The sequence below is a fragment of the Rhodococcus sp. LB1 genome (assembly GCF_001583455.1).
GTDB classification, from domain to species: Bacteria; Actinomycetota; Actinomycetes; order Mycobacteriales; family Mycobacteriaceae; genus Rhodococcus_F; species Rhodococcus_F opacus.
Genome location: NZ_LTCZ01000396.1, coordinates 97,469 through 113,926, shown reverse-complemented (window position 1 = coordinate 113,926; position 16,458 = coordinate 97,469). Strand labels below are relative to the sequence as shown.

Genomic DNA, 16,458 nt, shown 5'->3' with positions numbered 1-16,458 from the left:
CACAGTATGCGGCGGACCCCATCGCGGCAAGCCCCACACAGTCACCTCCGGCCGACCGATTCGCCGGCCGAATCAACCATGAGGAGTCCCCCGGACATGAGCGTCGAATTCACCAGTGAACAGAAGGACTTCGCGGCGGCGATCGCCGATTTCTGCAAGCGCGAGAGCGGCACGCGCGAGCAGCGCGACAGGCTGACGAATCACGGCGAGCACAACCACAATCAGGACGTCTACGAGAAGATGGCCAAGCTGGGCTGGCTGGGCATCACCATTCCCGAGGAGTACGACGGCTCGGCCGCCAGCCACGTCGACATGTGCATCCTGCTCGAGGAGGCCGCCAAGGGGATGGCACCCATCGGCGGCATCGGTCCCACCCTGATCACGGGCGGCGCCTACGCGAAGTTCGGAACCGACGCGCAGAAAGACATCGTGCTGCGCGGCATCGTGGCCGGCCGATCACAGTCCATCTCGATGTCCGAGCCGGAAGCCGGTTCCGACGTCGGCAACCTCAGCACCCGCGCGGAGAAGACCGCCGACGGCTGGGTGATCAACGGTCAGAAGACGTGGTGCTCCAACGCGCACTTCGCCGACAACATCCTGCTCGTGGCCCGCACCGGGCGCGGCGACGGCAAGCACGAAGGCCTCACGATGTTCCACGTCCCGGCTGATACCGCCGGGCTGAAGATCAGCGGCATCGACACGATGGGCGGCAAGGAGGTCAACGACCTCTACTTCACCGATTGCGTCCTACCCGAGGATGCGGTGGTGGGCGAGGTCGGCAACGGCTGGCGCCAGCTGATGACCGGCCTGAACTTCGAACGCCTGATCCTCGCCGCCATGATGCTCGGCACCGCGCAGCGCGCGTTCGCCGACACCCTCGACTTCGTCACCCAGCGCAAGCAGTTCGGGCGGCCGGTCGGATCGTTCCAGGCGTTGCGCCACCGCATCGCCGATCTCGCGACGGAGATCGAGTGCTGCAAGCTGCTCGTCTACAGCGTCGCCGAGGACGTCGACGCGAACCCGGACAAGATGCTGGCCCGCGAGGCGTCGATGGCCAAACTGAAGGTCACGGAGACGGCGAAGAAGGTCGCGCTCGAGGGCATGCAGATGATGGGAGGGTACGGCTACGCCACCGAGTTCGACATGGAGAAGCACGTCCGCTCCACCATCGTGTCGAGCATCTACGGCGGTACCAACGAGATTCAGCGCGACATCATCGGCAAGACCTACGGCTTGTAATCACCACCCGCGGTTTATGCTGGTTTGCCGCATCGAAGGAGTTCTCCATGGCATCGCCCTCCGTGTCACGATCCCCAGCGGGCCGCACCCTGCGCCGCCGACCCCAGCTGTCGGACGACGTCGCCGTGCACGTCCGCAACCTGATCATGTCCGGGGGCGTTCGCCCGGGTGACTTCATCCGCCTCGACGAGACCGCCGCGGATCTGGGGGTCAGCGTCACACCTGTCCGTGAGGCGCTCCTGACCCTGCGCGGGGAGGGACTCGTCGAACTGGTCCCCCACCGCGGGTATGTGGTCGCACCGCTCAGCCGGGACGACATCCACGACCTCTTCTGGCTGCAGGGGCAGATCGCCGAGGAACTCGCGGTCCGCGCAAGTCGGTCGGCCACCCCCGAGGCCGTCGAGGAGCTGACCGCGATCAACGAGAAGCTGCGACGCGCCGTCCAGGACGGCGACGCCGACCGCATCGAGGATCTCGAGTTCTCGTTCCACCGGGTCATCAACCGTCTTGCGGACGCGAGCAAGCTGTCGTGGTTCCTGCTCAGCGCCACCCGGTACACCCCGGTGCAGTTCTATTCGTCCGATCCGGCCTGGGGTGAGTCGGCGGTCGAGAGCCATCGCCGGCTCATCGCCGCGCTCGCCGACGGGAAGGCCGACGTGGTGGGTGCGGAGAACAAGGCCCACTTCATCGACGGCGCCCAGCGACTGGTCGCGCATCTCGACGAGGTCGGCATCTGGGACTGACCGTCACCACCGGTGCCCGGCGCCGGGTCAGCACGGTGTGGGGTCAGCACGGTGCGGGGTTGCGATCTCCATAGGTGGGGTCCAGCGCCCGCTGGATGATGTATACGGCCCGCGCATCGGTGGTCAGCTGGATGTGTTCGGCCGTGTTCGTCTCGCAGCCGTCCTGGAGCCAGATGTTGTGCACGACGGCACCCGGACCGGCCGTCAGGAACGTGTTCTCCGGCGGGGTCGACACGGTGTCGCTGCGGCTGGCGACCACCGTGTACTCGATGCCCGGGTCGGTGTCGCCGCCGGCGTTGAGGACTTGCAGGAAGGGTGAGCCCACCATCTGCTGGATGTAGGACGGTCCGACCGCGACACCGGCGAGCGTCATGACCGGCACACCCAGTGCCTGCGCGATCGCACCGAGCGACTGGACGTCCCCGAAGCTGGTGCCGTGGTTGGTGGCGCCGAGCGTGACGAGCGAGTGCACCTTGTTCAGCGCGGGGTTCGTGCGGTCGGCGCCGCCGTCGAACCGCAGGTACTGGCGGGAGACCGTGCCACCGAGCGAATGCCCGATCATGTCGACCTGCGAAGCGCCGGTGGTGGTGCGGACCTGGTCGACGAATCCGGCGAGCTGCTGCGCGGACTCCGCGATGTCGGCGCCGCCGAACATGCGCATCAGGTTGCCCTCGGTCAGACCGGTGGGCTGTCCGTAGTTGAGGGCGAAGACGCAGTATCCCTCCGCCGTGAGCGCCGGCGCGAGGTCCTTCCATGTTCCCAGCATGCCGGTCCAGGTGCCGTGCACCAGCACGACGGGACGCGGATGCGCCGCGGACGGCTTACAGCTCCAGTCGTTCGCCCCCGGCAGCACCGACAGGTCGGCCGCGGGTGCGGGTTCCGCTTCCACGGGATCCGCTGCCGCTGGTGCCGCACTGCACAGCATCACGATGCCTGCCAGCACGAACAACAGAGCCCTACTGGCCAACGATATGCGCATATTCCTCGTATCCTGAGTTAGCGGAAATAGACTTCAGGTTACGTTAGCCAACCGTCCATCAAAGTCTCAACTCGAGATCGAGACTCTGGGGGTGATAACCCACCTGGTTCGTATTCGGCCGTTCGAACACAGCCCTTCCCGCCATCCGGAAGGGCTCATGGAAACGAACCACCAACGACACACGATAGTCGGGATGAGAAAGCTACTGCCGATCGAGTGAGTGGGGCGACTATGTACTTCTCCGTAGGACAGCGGAACGGCGACGATTCCGGAGAGCATTCTGACGCCTCGGCGCAGCAGGCACTCGAGGGTCTGCGCGCGGAACTCGACGCAGTCGACGCGACCCTGCTCGAAGCGGTCCGGCAGCGCTTGGAGGTGTGCCTGCGCATCGGCGAACTGAAGCAACGCGAGCACATCGCCATGATGCAGCCAGGCCGAATCCATATCGTCCACGAGCGGGCGCGACAGTACGCGGACAGCCACTCCCTGTCCCCGGAGTTCTTCGACTCGCTCTACGACCTTCTCATCGCCGAGACGTGCCGGCTCGAGGACCTCGTGATCAACGCGGAGCCCGCCGACGAGGCCCCCCGCCACAACGGACACCACGACCACCGTGACAACCACCACGTTCGTCACAGTTCCGCGCCATCTGCGAATGTCGAGTCGTGATGAGTACCCGGACGCTCTTGGTCGACAACTACGATTCGTTCACCTACAACCTGTTCACCCTGCTGGCCGAGGTGAACGGTGAACCCCCCACGGTCGTGCACAACGACGTGGAGTGGGATTCGATCCCCTGGTCCGACTTCGACAACATCGTCATCTCCCCCGGCCCCGGACGCCCGGAGCGGCAACGAGACTTCGGGATCAGTGCGCGCATCATCACGGAGACCGAACTACCCGTCCTCGGCGTGTGCCTCGGTCATCAGGGACTGTGCCAGCTGTTCGGGGGCAGCGTGGTCCTCGCACCCGAACCGATGCACGGCCGCGTATCCCTCGTCGAACACGACGGTTCCGAGCTCTTCGCCGGCATTCCGTCACCGTTCCCGACGGTCCGCTACCACTCGCTGATCGTCGAGGATCTCCCCGACGACCTCGAGGCCACCGCCTGGACCGCCGACGGCCTGTTGATGGGTGTCCGTCACCGCACTCGTCCGCTGTGGGGCGTCCAGTTCCACCCCGAATCGATCAGCACCGCCTTCGGTCACGAACTGCTCGCGAACTTCCGCGATCTCACGCAGACGCATTCCGGGACACCCACGCACGGGTCCATGCTGAGAATCCCGATTCCCCACGCGCCGTACGTGGTCCAGCAGGTGCGCGTCGATCACGAAGTCGATCCCCGCACGACGTTCGAGGATCTCTTCGCGTCCGGACCCAACGCGTTCTGGCTGGACGGGACGTCGGCCTCGGAACCGACTTCGCGATTCACCATCATGGGCAATTGTTCCGGCCCCCGCGCCGAGTACATCACGTACGACGTCAGCGAATCGATCGTCCGGATCACGCGCGAGGGGTTGCCGGTCGAACAGGTGCACGCACCGTTCTTCGACTACCTCGAGCGGCAACTGCAGGCCCGGTCGGTGCCCGGCCTCCCGGGTGTGCCGTTCGGCCTCGGCTACGTGGGGTACCTCGGCTACGAACTGAAGGCCGAGACCGGCGGCACGGCGGCCCACAAGTCGCCCACCCCAGATGCCGCGCTGGTGTTCGCCGACCGCGCCGTCGTCATCGACCATTCGGGCGAGCGCACCTACGCGCTGTGCCTGAGTGATCACCAGGACGATCCGGAGTTGCGCCGCTGGCTCGACGAGATGGAGGTGGCGCTGCATCGGCTGGCCGAGCCGGACAACCCGCCGACCGCGGTGTCGCCGATCCGGAAGCCGGAGTCCGCCGAACTCGCCCTGCGCCACGAGCACGACAAGTACCTCGAACACATCGCGACCTCGCTCGGTGAGATCCGGACCGGTGAGTCCTACGAGGTGTGCCTCACCAACATGGCGACGGTGGACCAGTCCATCGATCCCCTGCACACGTTCGAGTTACTGCGCTCCATCAGCCCCACCCCGTACAGCGCGTACCTCCAGTTCGCCGGACTGTCGGTTCTCAGCGCTTCCCCCGAACGGTTCCTCAGGATCGGCGCGGACCGGGTGGTGGAGTCCAAGCCCATCAAGGGGACGCGTCCGCGCGGCGCGACCCCCGCCAAGGATGCGGCGCTGCGGCAGGACCTGCTGGACAGCGAGAAGGACCGCGCCGAGAACCTCATGATCGTCGATCTGACGCGCAACGATCTGGCCCGGGTGTGCGTTCCCGGGTCGGTGCACGTTCCCAAACTCTTCGACGTCGAGACGTACGCGGCCGTGCATCAACTCGTGTCGACCGTGCGCGGGACTCTCAGCGCCGACGCTTCCGTCGTCGAGTGTGTTCGTGCCGCCTTCCCGGGCGGATCGATGACGGGCGCGCCGAAGATCCGGACCATGGAGATCATCGACCGGCTCGAGTCCGGGCCGCGCGGTGTGTATTCCGGTTCGATCGGCTACTTTTCACTGACGGGGACGGCCGACCTGTCGATCGTCATCCGCACGATAGTCGCCACGGACACCGAGGTGACGTTCGGTATCGGTGGGGCGATCACGGCACTCTCCGACCCGGAGGAGGAGTTCGACGAGGCGATGGTCAAGGCCGCCACCATGTTGCGGGCACTGACTGTGACGGCAGACCGGCCGAACGAGATCGGGCCGTGAACGTCCCGGCCGCATCCACCCGGACCGTCGCGCTGATCGGCGGTTCCGGTGATGTCGGCCGGATGCTGGCGGCTCGGCTGCGCGCCGACGGAAACATGGTGCGCACCATCGACATCCGATTCACCGATCGGTCCGACCCGGATCAGGTGAAGGGCGACGTCACCGACCCGTCTCCCGAGTTGCGGGCGGTGGTGAACGCTGCAGATGCGGTGATCCTGGCGATCCCCGAAAGCGTCGCGCTGAAGGCGATTCCGTTCGTCGTCGCGGAGTTGCCCGAACACGCCCTGCTGGTCGACACGCTGTCGGTGAAGTCCCGATTCGACGCCGCCCTGCGCGACAGTGCGCTGCGTAGCGGTGCCATGGGCATCAACCCGATGTTCGCGCCTTCCCTCGGACCGGAGGGCCGCCCCGTCGCGGCGGTGACCTACCGGAACAGTGGTGAGGTCGAGTGGTTCCTGTCGGTGCTGTCCGGCTGGGGGTCGTCGGTGGTCCGCCTGGACGCCGAACACCACGACCGGCTCACCGCAGCGACCCAGGCGCTGACACACGCCGGCGTCCTCGCCTTCGGCCTCGCGCTGGCGGACCTCGGTGTCGACGGGGCCGAACTCACCGCGGTGGCGACCCCTCCCCATCTCGTGTCACTCGCGCTCCTCGCGCGGGTCGGCGGAGGCGTCCCGGAGGTCTATCGGGACATCCAGGCGGGCAATCCGTTTGCGGCCGAGGCCCGCCGCGCGCTCGCCGCGGCGCTGACCACTCTCACGGAAACCGTCGAGCGGGGCTCGGAGGACGATTTCGCATCGCTCATGTCCCGCTCGACGTCGGCGCTCGGCGACCGGAGCGAACCTCTCGCCCGGCTGTGCGCCGACCTCTTCACCGGTCTCGTTCACAGACAACCGCAGTCGTGGGACAGGAACGGAGATTCGTCATGACGCCCCAGAAGACTCCCTCGCTCCCCGAGTACGACCCGGCGGATCCGGTGGAGAGCGCAGTCGTGACCCGGCTCGCCCGGAACTGGGGTCAGCGGGCCACCGTGAAGAAGCCGGAACCGGATCTCGACGCGCTGTTCGACCTCGACAAGCAGGACTACCCGAACGAGTTGCTGCCCTTCGCCGATCACGATCGCTTTCTCGGCATGAGCGAGGAGCACCGGAACCAGCTCCGGGCGTGGGCCTGGATCGCATTCAACAAGAACGTCATGGACATCGAGCAGTACGTGGTCAATCCCGGGTTCGACCTCGTCGCGCACGACGCCCTGGACACCGGGCTCGGAGACACGTTCGCCGTGGCCGTCCACCAGGCGATGGTCGACGAGCAGTACCACACCCTCATGCACCTGAACGCGAGCGCCGTCACGCGCAGACAACGCGGTTGGGCGATGCCGAACAACGCCCTTCCCGACGTCCTGACGTTGCGCCGACAACGTGCGGCGACGGCCGATGCCGCCGACCCGAGGAAGCGGGCGATCACGACGTTCGCCTTCATGACGGTGGCGGAGATCTCGATCAGCTCCTACCTCGACCTGATATCCGAAAACGACGTCATCCAGCCGGTCAACCGGGCGACGGTGAGGCTGCACAATCGCGACGAGTACTGCCACGCCTCGATCGCCGACGACATCGCCGGCGTCGTCTACGACACCCTGAGCCCCGACGACCGCCGCCACTTCCTCGACGGGCTCGTCGACGCGATGACCGCTTTCAGCAGCAACGACTACTCGACGTGGCACACCATCGTCGGACTCATGGACTTGAGCGGTGGTCAGGCGATGATCGACGACGCCGAACACGACACCCGCCGATCCGCACTGGTCCAGGATTTCGGTGGCATCCACAAGCTGTGCAAGCACCTCGGCGTCGCGGGCGAGATGTCCTTCGAGTGGGCCTGACTCCGCGGCGACGGGACAGACGGGGCCACGTGGTGGGAAGGCGCGGAGCCTTCCCACCACGGGCCGCGGAGATCAGCGCCCGGATCGCTCCTCGGCCTGAGCCACGAGCGCGGTGAGCGCGGCAACCCAGAACTCCCCGAACCGGTCCACTTCCGGCGTCGAGAGGATGCCGGGCGGGAAGGACATGAACGCCGACAACTGCAGGCCCTCCGCGGTTTCCGAGATCACCGACTGGATGTCGAGGACGGCCTGGGCGGGCATCGCGCTCTTCTCGAATCCACCCGTGACGGGCGATTCGAAGTCGGGCAGCCAGTCCAGTCCGCGTACCGCCTCGGGAACCTCGGCCGCGCTGACGCGTCCGATGTAGTTGAACACGATCTGCGGTTCCGACCAGTTCCTCATGACCGCCGACGTGTCGGGGTTCAGGTACCGGAGCAGCCCGTATCCGATTCCCCGGTCCGGGATCGCGCTCAGCTGATCCCGTACCGCGTGCACGGCGTCCGCCGCGCTCGCGCCGCCCTGCAGGGCATCGGCGAGGTCGACCCCGGCGAGATCGAGGCGTGCCGGGTACATCGTGGTGAACCAGCCGACCGTCCGCGACAGGTCAGCACCCGGCACCGTGGACTCTTCACGTCCGTGGCCTTCGAGGGTGACGACCGTCGACGAAGCCTCGACTCCGCGGTCGCGCCGCCAGCCGGCCACCGCCAACGCGAGGGCTGCCGCGAGAACGTCGCCGATCTCACCGTCGAGCGCACCCGGCGTGCCACCCAGCAATGCCTCGGTGACCGGTGCGGGAACATCCACCCGGGTCCGTTCCAGCGTGCTGACCAGATCGGTTCCCAGGTCCAGCTCACGCGATCCGAGCAGTGGATCCGGCCCGGTGAGCATCCGTTCCCACACCTCGAGTTCGGCCACCCGCTCCGGCGTCGCTGCCGCTTCGAGCAGACCGTCGGTCCAGCGCCGCAGCGACGTCCCGACCGGCTCGAGTGACGGCGACGTGCCGGCGGCGATCTGGGCGCCCGCGCTCGCGAAGTCCGGCACCAGGATCCGCCACGACACGGAGTCGATGACGAGGTGGTGCGGCAACACGAGGAGCCGTCCGCGCCGATCCGACTCGGCGGGGTCGAACCAGACGAACTGCAGCATCGACCCGGTGCGTGGATCGAGGCGAGCCAGGGCCGCGTCGAACGCCGCACTTGCCACCGCGTCGAACTCCGGCGAACCGGGCTCGTCGCCGGCCGCGATCTCCACCCGCTGCACGGTGGCGTCGATGTCGACGCTGCCCGCGGGTGCGATCTCGAGCGCGTCCCCCACGCCGGAGGTGACCAGGGTCGACCGCAGCACGTCGTGCTTGTCGACCACTGCGGCGATCGTCGCGATCACCTGCTCGCGTTCGATCCCGGCGGGCAGTGTGAGCAACAACGGCATCACGAACCGGTCGAAGTCGCCGCCGCGCTCGACCATCTTGCGGGCGACCGGGGTGAGCGGCACCGTTCCGACGCCACCACCCTCGTACTCCTGCAGTGCGGTCGCCGCGGACTCGCCCGAGTCCGCCACCGCGGCCAGCTCGGCAACGGTCCGCCGCTCGAACACATCTCGCGCGGTGAAGTGGATACCGGCCGAACGTGCCCGCGCCACCAACTGGATGGACACGATGCTGTCGCCGCCGAGCTCGAAGAACGAGTCGTCGATTCCGACGCTCTCCCTGCCGAGCAGTTCACCGAACACGGTCGCGAGTGCACGCTCGGTCTCGGTGCGCGGCGCCCGGAATTCGGCCGCCGACGCGAAGTCCGGCACCGGCAGTGCGCGCCGGTCGAGCTTGCCGCTGGTACCCAGCGGCAGTTCGGCGAGAACCATCACGGAATCCGGAATCATGTACTCGGGCAGCGATTCCGCGACGAACCCGTTCAGCGCCGCGGCGTCGAGAGCGGCATCCGGCTTCGGCACGACGTAGGCGACGAGCCGCGCACCCACCTCGCTGTTGTGGACGATCACGGCGGCCTGCGCCACATCGCGGTATCGGACGAACGCCTCCTCGACCTCGCCGAGCTCGATACGCAGTCCTCGCACCTTCACCTGGAAGTCGGTGCGGCCCACGAACTCGAGGACGCCGTTCTCGTTCCACCGGACGAGGTCGCCGGTGCGGTACATCCGCGCACCCGAATCGCCGAACGGGTTCGCGACGAACCGTTCCGCACTCAGTGCGGAACTGTTGACGTATCCGCGAGCGAGTTGCGCGCCGTCGAGGTACAGCTCACCGGGAACACCGATCGGCGCCGGGTTCAGATGAGCGTCGAGCACGTAGGCGCGCGTGTTCCACGCCGGCGAACCGATCGGCGCGATCGTCGCCGTTCCCGACTGCTCCACCACGTGGGCCGTCGAGTTGATGGTCACCTCGGTCGGGCCGTACAGGTTCACCAATTCCGCGGAACCGAGACCGGCGACCCGGTCGGCCGCCGACTGAGGCAGCGGCTCACCGCCCGCGAAGACCAGGCGTAGCGAACCGCACCGGTCGGCCGTGGCAGCGTCGAGGAACATGGTCAGCACGGACGGGACGAACTGGATCACCGTCACCGCTTCCGTACCCACGGTCGCTGCCATGTACTCGGGGTCGCGGTGACCGTCCGGCGACGCGATCACGAGAGTGCCACCGACCACCAACGGCAGGAACAGCTCCCACACCGAAGCGTCGAAGGTGAACGGCGTCTTCTGCAGTACCACGTCCTGCGCGCCGATGCCGTAGACGTCCCGCATCCACGCCAGCTGGTTGGCCAGCGCCGAGTGCGGAATCGCCACGCCCTTCGGACGTCCCGTCGAACCCGACGTGTACAGCGCGTAGGCCAGGTTGACCGGGCGCAGCTCGGCGAGCCGCTCGGAATCCTCGACCGGGCCCTCCGCGTACTCGGACAGGTCGAAGTCCTCGACCAGGTACACCGGCACGTCCACATCGAGATTCGCGATGTCGTCGGCCAGGCTGAGCACACACGTCGGCATGGCACTGTCCACCACGTACGAGGTGCGGTCCGCGGGGTGCTCCGGGTCGATCGGCACGTACGCGCCGCCCGCCGCGTGGACGGCGTAGAGGCTGATCACCATGTCGAGCGAGCGTCGCATCGCGATGCCCACCACCGAGTCCGGCCCCACACCCATCGACATCAGGTGCCGCGCCAGACGATTCACCCGCGCGTCGAACTCGGCGTAGGTGAGGCGCACGTGGTCCGCCACCACGGCCGTTCGATCCGGCGTGCGAGCGACCTGGGCGCCGAACATCGACACCACGGATTCGTCGGTGACGTCGTGCCCCGAGTCGTTCCACCCGGACAGGACGAGTTCGCGTTCGTCGCCGGTCAGCAGATCGAGATCGCCCACCAGCGTGGAACTGCCGGCCGCGATGGTCTGCAGGATCCGGTTCAGCCGGGACCCGAGCCGCTCGACGGTGTCGGCGCCGAATACGTCCGGAAGGTACTTCAGGACCAGTTGCAGCTCGCTGTCCGACTGGGCCAGCAGGCTCAGCGGGTAGTGCGAGGCGTCGCTGATCTGTACCCCGGCGACCTGGAGCCCGTCGATGTCGCTGTCCTCGGTGAGACCTGCGCGGTCCACCGGGTACGACTCGAACACCGTCAACGTGTCGAACAGCCCACCGATTCCGGCGATCTGCTGGATCTCCGGAAGACCGATGTGATGGTGGTCGAACAACGTCGACTGTTCCGCCTGCAGCCGCTCGAGCAGTCCGAGGAGGGACTCACGGGGATCGATACGCACGCGAATCGGGATGGTGTTGATGAACAAGCCCACCATCGACTCGATGCCTGCGACCTCCGGCGGGCGCCCCGACACGGTGGCGCCGAAGACGACGTCGTCCGAGGCCGTCATGCGGGCCAGCAGCAGACCCCACGCAGCCTGGACGATCGTGTTCATCGTCAGGCCACGGTCCCGGGCGATGCGCGCCAGGTTCTCGCTCACCACCTCGCCGAGGTGCAGCGCGAACTCGGCCGGCTCGGGACGGTCCTCGCTGCTCGGTGCCGGGGCCAGCACGGTCGGACCGTCCAGTCCCGCCAGTGCGTGCGCCCACGCGCTGCGCGATGCGTCGGTGTCGCGTTCGGACAGCCAGCCGAGGAAGTCGCGGTAACCACGCACGCGCGGCAGCACCGAACCGTCACCGCGGGTCGCGTACAGCACCAGCAGGTCCTTCATCAGCAACGGCATCGACCATCCGTCGAGCAGGATGTGGTGGTTGCTGATGGAGAACCGGTAGCTGTTCTCACCCGTGCGGATCAGCAGGAACCGCATCAGGGGCGGACGACTCATATCGAACCGCGCCGAACGATGTTCGCTCAGAACGGAACTCATCCGCTCCTCGCGTTCGGTCTCGGACAGGCCGGAGAGGTCGAGCTCTTCCCACGGCAGCGCGACGTGGTCGACGACCACCTGGACCGCGGTCCCCGAATCGTCGGGGACGAACGCCGTGCGCAGGTTCGCGTGACGTGCGATCAACGCCTCCGCCGCGCCGCGGAGCCGGCCGGTGTCGACGGTGCCCTGGAAGTCCAGCACCACCTGCGCGGTGTAGACGTCCACCGCGTCCTCGGCGAGCACGGAATGGAAGAACATTCCGGACTGCAGCGGGGCGAGCGGCCACACGTCGGTGGCGTCGGGGTAGCGCCGTTCGAGCGCCTCGAGGTCGTCCTGCGTCACGGACACCAGCGGAACGTCGGACGGTGTGAGACCGCCGCCGTTCGGCCCGGAGGCGTGCTCGGCCAGCGCGGTCGCCGCGGCGTGCCACAGTTCGGCGAGCTCCCACACGTCCGCCTCGTCGAGAATCTCGGTGGCGAACGCGATCTTGGCCTCGATCTGGGGACCGGACGCCGTCTCCGACGTCACCGCGTTGATGCTGAGCACCGCCGGTGCCACCATGTCGTCGTCCATGGCACCGCCGAACTCACCCGAATCGCTGTCGGGGATCCAGCCGAGATCCCGGATCTCGGCGGGCAGATCCACCGAGCCCGCGCGACCGAGGTAGTTGAACCCGATCTGCGGAGTCGGCAACGACGCCAGGGCCGGACCCGTCTCCTCGTTCAGGTAGCGAAGCAGCCCGTAGCCGATGCCCTTGTCGGGCACGGCAAGCAACTGCTCCTTGACCGCCTTCAGCGCCGCGCCCGTCGACGTCCCGCCGTCGAACGCGTCGTCGAGATCGGCCCGGGAGACGTCCAGCCGCACCGGGTACAGGCTCGTGAACCAGCCCACCGTGCGGGAGAGGTCGGCACCGGGCACGGTCGCCTCTTCCCTGCCGTGTCCCTCGAGGTCGATCAGCACCGAGCGATCCTCGGTCCCGTTGCGGACTCCGCGCCAGCGCGCGACCGCGAGAGCGAGAGCCGCGAGCAGACCGTCGTTGACACCACCGTTCACGGACTGCGGGATCGTGGTGAGCAGCGCCTGCGTCACCTGCGTCGAGAACGTCATGCTCAGGCGGTCGGTCCGGGCGATCACGTCGCGTGCGGGATCGAACGCACGCTTTCCGATCAGCGGATCCGTGTCCGCGAGCATCCCGCGCCAGAAGTCGAGTTCCGCCACGCGGTGCGGCGACTTCGCCTCCTCGACCAGACCGTGCGCCCACGCACGGACCGAGGAGCCGACCGGTTCGAGCTGCGCCGGCTGTCCCGCCGTGATCTGCGAACCCGCGGTCGCGAAGTCCGGCAACAGCACTCGCCAGGACACACCGTCGACGACGAGGTGATGCGCGAGCACCAGCAGGCGGCCGCTCTGCCCCGGCAACGACGCCGCGGGAGCGAACCACACGAACTGCGTCATCCGGCCCGACGCCGGATCCAGCCGTTCCGCCGCACGGTCGAGAGCCGCGCGTGCCAGTCTCTCGAATCCGTCCGTTCCCGGCTTGTCGGTGAACTCGATCTGCTCGATCAGGTCGTCCGCACCGAATGTCGCTTCGGTCGGGAGAGTCTCGAACGCCCAGTCGTCCCCGGTCCGGGTGAGCCGGGATCGGAGGATGTCGTGGCGTTCCAGGACAGCATCCACCGTGGCCACCAGCTGATCCCGCGTGACCGCGGGCGGGGTGGTCAGCAGAACCGCCTGCGAGAACTTCTCGAAGGTCCCTGCCGTCTCCACCAGCCAGTGCGCGATAGGCGTGAGCGGAATCGAACCGACGCCGCCGCCCGGCAGCTCCTCGAGCTTCACCGACTCGACGTCGGTGGCCCAGTCGGCCACGTCGGCCAGCGCCGAGACGGTCTTGCGCTCGAAGACGTCCCGCGCCGTGAACAGCACCCCGGCGTTCTTCGCGCGGGTCGTGAGCTGGATGGACACGATGCTGTCGCCGCCGAGGGCGAAGAACGAGTCGTCGACGCTGACGCGGTCCACACCGAGCACCTGTGCGAAGACGTCGGCGATGGCCTTCTCCATCGGCGTCGACGGCGCGCAGTACTCACTGGCTGCCGACACGAACTGCGGCTCGGGAAGCGCCTTGCGATCGAGCTTTCCGGCGGGCGTCAGCGGCACCGAGTCGATCGCCATGATCGACGACGGCACCATGTACCCGGGCAGGGTCTCGGACACGAACGCCGACAGTTCCGCGACGTCGATCGACGCGCCCGGAGCCGGCATCACGTACGACACCAGCACGGTCTGACCGGTCTGCTCGCGGTGATGGCCCAGCGTGACCGCGAAGTCCACGCTCGGGTGGCTGCCGAGTTCGGCGTCGATCTCGCCGAGTTCGATGCGGAACCCGCGGACCTTCACCTGGAAGTCGGACCGGCCGACGTAGTCGAGGACGAGGTCGCCGGTCTCCCCGTCGTGCACCCAGCGGACGACGTCGCCGGTGCGGTAGAGCCGCTCACCGGGACCGCCGAACGGGTTGGCGACGAAACGCTCCGCCGTCAGGGCGAACCGGTTGTGATAGCCGCGTGCCACGCTCGGACCCGCCACGTACAGCTCACCCGCGACCCCCACCGGGACGGGCGTGAGCCGGGAGTCGAGCACGACCACGTCGACGCCCCGGGTGGGACCACCGATGGTGACGGGCTGATCCGCCTTCATCGGGTTGCTCGACGTGCTCCAGATCGTCGCCTCGGACGGGCCGTACAGGTTGAACATGCGCCGGCCCGGTGCCCACTTCTGCATGAGTTCCGGCGGGCAGGCCTCGCCGGCCACCGACAGCACCTCGATGCCTTCCAGCCCGGCCGGGTCGACCGTGGTGAGAGCCGCGGGCGTGATGAACGCGTGCGTGACCTTCTGCTTCTTCAGCAGCCGGGCGAGTTCGTCGCCGCCGTACACGACGCCGGACGCGATGACCATCGTCGACGCGGCGGCCACGGCGTGCAGCAATTCGAACACGGACGCGTCGAAGCTCGGCGAGGCGAAGTGCAGCACCCGCGACTGCGGGGTGAGCCGGAGCCGCTCGACCTGCTCGGTCGTGACGTTCGCCAGCCCGGTGTGGGTGACGACGACGCCCTTCGGCAGACCCGTCGACCCCGACGTGTAGATGACGTACGCCGCGTCGTCGACCCGGGTCGGACGGATGCGGTCGGCGTCGGTGACGGCCTCGGACGACACGGACGCGCAGTCGCCGTCCATCTCGTCCTCACCGAGCACCAGCCACCGCACGGTGTCGGGCAGCTCGCCGACGTGGGCGCCGGTGGTGAGCCCGACCTCCACGCGAGAGTCCGTGACCATGTGCAGGATCCGGTCGAACGGGTAGCTCGGATCGACGGGCACGAATGCGGCGCCGGTCTTCGCGACCGCCCAGATGGAGAGGATGGATTCGACGGAACGCGTCAGCGCCAGCGCGACGAAGTCGTCGGCCCCGATGCCTCTGCCGATCAGGACGCGGGCGAGACGGTTCGAGCGCTCGTCCAGTTCACGGTAGGTGACCTGCTCGTCGCCGCACACGACGGCGACGGCGTCGGGGTCGACTGCCGCGGCGGTGGCCAGGATGCTCGACAGGAGCTCGGGTGCGGCGCTGTCGGCGCCGCGCACGGGTGCCAGCACCTCGTGCTCGTTCTCGCTCAGGACGTCGATGTCCCCGATCAGCACGGAGGCGTCGGCGGTGATTGCCTCGAGGATGCGCTGGAAACGGAACGCGAACGACGCGATGGTGCGTTCGTCGAACAGATCCGTCGCGTAGGTGAAGACGCCCCGCATCGGCGCGTCCCCGTCCGCGTCGGCTGCGTCCGCGAGCGTGAGCTGCAGATCGAACTTCGCGGCGCTGATCCCACCGTCGAGTCCCTCGACCGTCAGGCCGGGCAGCTCCAGGTGCGCCTGCTCGATGTTCTGGAACGCCAGAGCCACCTGGAAGAGCGGCGAGAACGCCGTCGAGCGTTCCGGCTGGAGGATCTCGACCAGCCGCTCGAACGGCACGTCGGTGTGCGTGAACGCACCGAGGTCGTGCTGACGCACCTGCGCGAGGAGGTCGGAGAACGTCGCGTCGACGTCGACCTGCGCGCGCAACACGAGCGTGTTGACGAACATGCCGACCAGGTCGTCGAGCGCGGCCTCACCGCGGCCCTCGATGGCGGTACCCACCGCGATGTCGTCCGTGGCGCTCAGCCGAGCGAGCAGCACCGACAGTGCCGCGTGCGCGACCATGAACAGCGACGCGTTGTGCTCGCGCGCCAGCGCCCCGAGCCGGTCGCGCAGTTCCGCGTCGATCTCGAAGTCGAAGTTCGCGCCGCGCATCGACTGCGCGGGCGGCCGCGGCCGGTCCGTCGGCAACGGCAGCACGTCCGGCAGACCGCTGAGCGTGGTCCGCCAGTAGTCGATCTGCTTGGTGGCCAGCGAATCCGATGCGTTCTCGTCGCCAAGCAACTCGTGCTGCCAGAGCGAGAAGTCCGCGTACTGGACGTCGAGCGGAGCCCAGGCAGGTTCGGA

At 67.9% G+C, this 16,458-nt stretch carries 8 protein-coding genes (1 of these 8 running past the window's edge); 6 read left to right on the top strand and 2 right to left on the bottom strand.

Features of this window, described 5'->3' with window-relative positions:
• Positions 1-96 precede the first annotated feature (96 nt).
• Together AZG88_RS38140 and AZG88_RS38135 are read left to right on the top strand one after the other, a co-directional pair.
• Positions 97-1,239 (top strand): acyl-CoA dehydrogenase family protein, encoded by a 1,143-nt coding sequence (locus AZG88_RS38140; protein WP_061041823.1) that lies wholly within the window; start codon positions 97-99, stop codon positions 1,237-1,239.
• A gap of 47 nt (positions 1,240-1,286) precedes the next feature.
• Positions 1,287-1,982, top strand: coding sequence for a GntR family transcriptional regulator (locus tag AZG88_RS38135; RefSeq protein ID WP_025432228.1), 696 nt, complete (start codon positions 1,287-1,289; stop codon positions 1,980-1,982).
• Between the two features lie 43 nt (positions 1,983-2,025).
• Here AZG88_RS38135 and AZG88_RS38130 read toward each other — a convergent pair whose 3' ends face one another.
• The gene (locus AZG88_RS38130) at positions 2,026-2,961 is read right to left on the bottom strand and encodes an esterase/lipase family protein (protein WP_005239575.1); all 936 of its coding nucleotides are present in this window, start codon (positions 2,959-2,961) and stop codon (positions 2,026-2,028) included.
• Between the two features lie 231 nt (positions 2,962-3,192).
• Between AZG88_RS38130 and AZG88_RS38125 the strand changes: the two genes are divergently transcribed.
• Genes AZG88_RS38125 through AZG88_RS38110 form a run of 4 tightly spaced genes read left to right on the top strand, consistent with a single transcriptional unit; the run spans position 3,193 to position 7,587 of the window.
• On the top strand, positions 3,193-3,630 hold the full coding sequence (locus AZG88_RS38125) for a chorismate mutase family protein (RefSeq protein ID WP_005239573.1): 438 nt from the start codon (positions 3,193-3,195) through the stop codon (positions 3,628-3,630).
• Positions 3,630-5,702 (top strand): aminodeoxychorismate synthase component I, encoded by a 2,073-nt coding sequence (gene pabB, locus AZG88_RS38120; RefSeq protein ID WP_025432227.1) that lies wholly within the window; start codon positions 3,630-3,632, stop codon positions 5,700-5,702. Before AZG88_RS38125 ends, pabB begins: the two co-directional genes overlap by 1 nt.
• Entirely contained in the window at positions 5,699-6,631 is a 933-nt protein-coding gene (locus AZG88_RS38115) for a prephenate dehydrogenase/arogenate dehydrogenase family protein (protein ID WP_061700640.1), read from the top strand. The genes pabB and AZG88_RS38115 overlap by 4 nt, the downstream gene beginning before the upstream one ends.
• Positions 6,628-7,587, top strand: coding sequence for a diiron oxygenase (locus tag AZG88_RS38110; RefSeq protein ID WP_005239567.1), 960 nt, complete (start codon positions 6,628-6,630; stop codon positions 7,585-7,587). Before AZG88_RS38115 ends, AZG88_RS38110 begins: the two co-directional genes overlap by 4 nt.
• A gap of 72 nt (positions 7,588-7,659) precedes the next feature.
• On the opposite strand, the gene AZG88_RS38105 is transcribed toward AZG88_RS38110, so the two are convergent.
• A protein-coding gene (locus AZG88_RS38105; protein WP_061700639.1) for a non-ribosomal peptide synthase/polyketide synthase crosses the window boundary here: on the bottom strand, positions 7,660-16,458 show its final stretch. It continues 24,927 nt past the right edge of the window; the window shows 8,799 of its 33,726 coding nt (coding positions 24,928-33,726); the start codon falls outside the window, past its right edge; it ends in the stop codon at positions 7,660-7,662.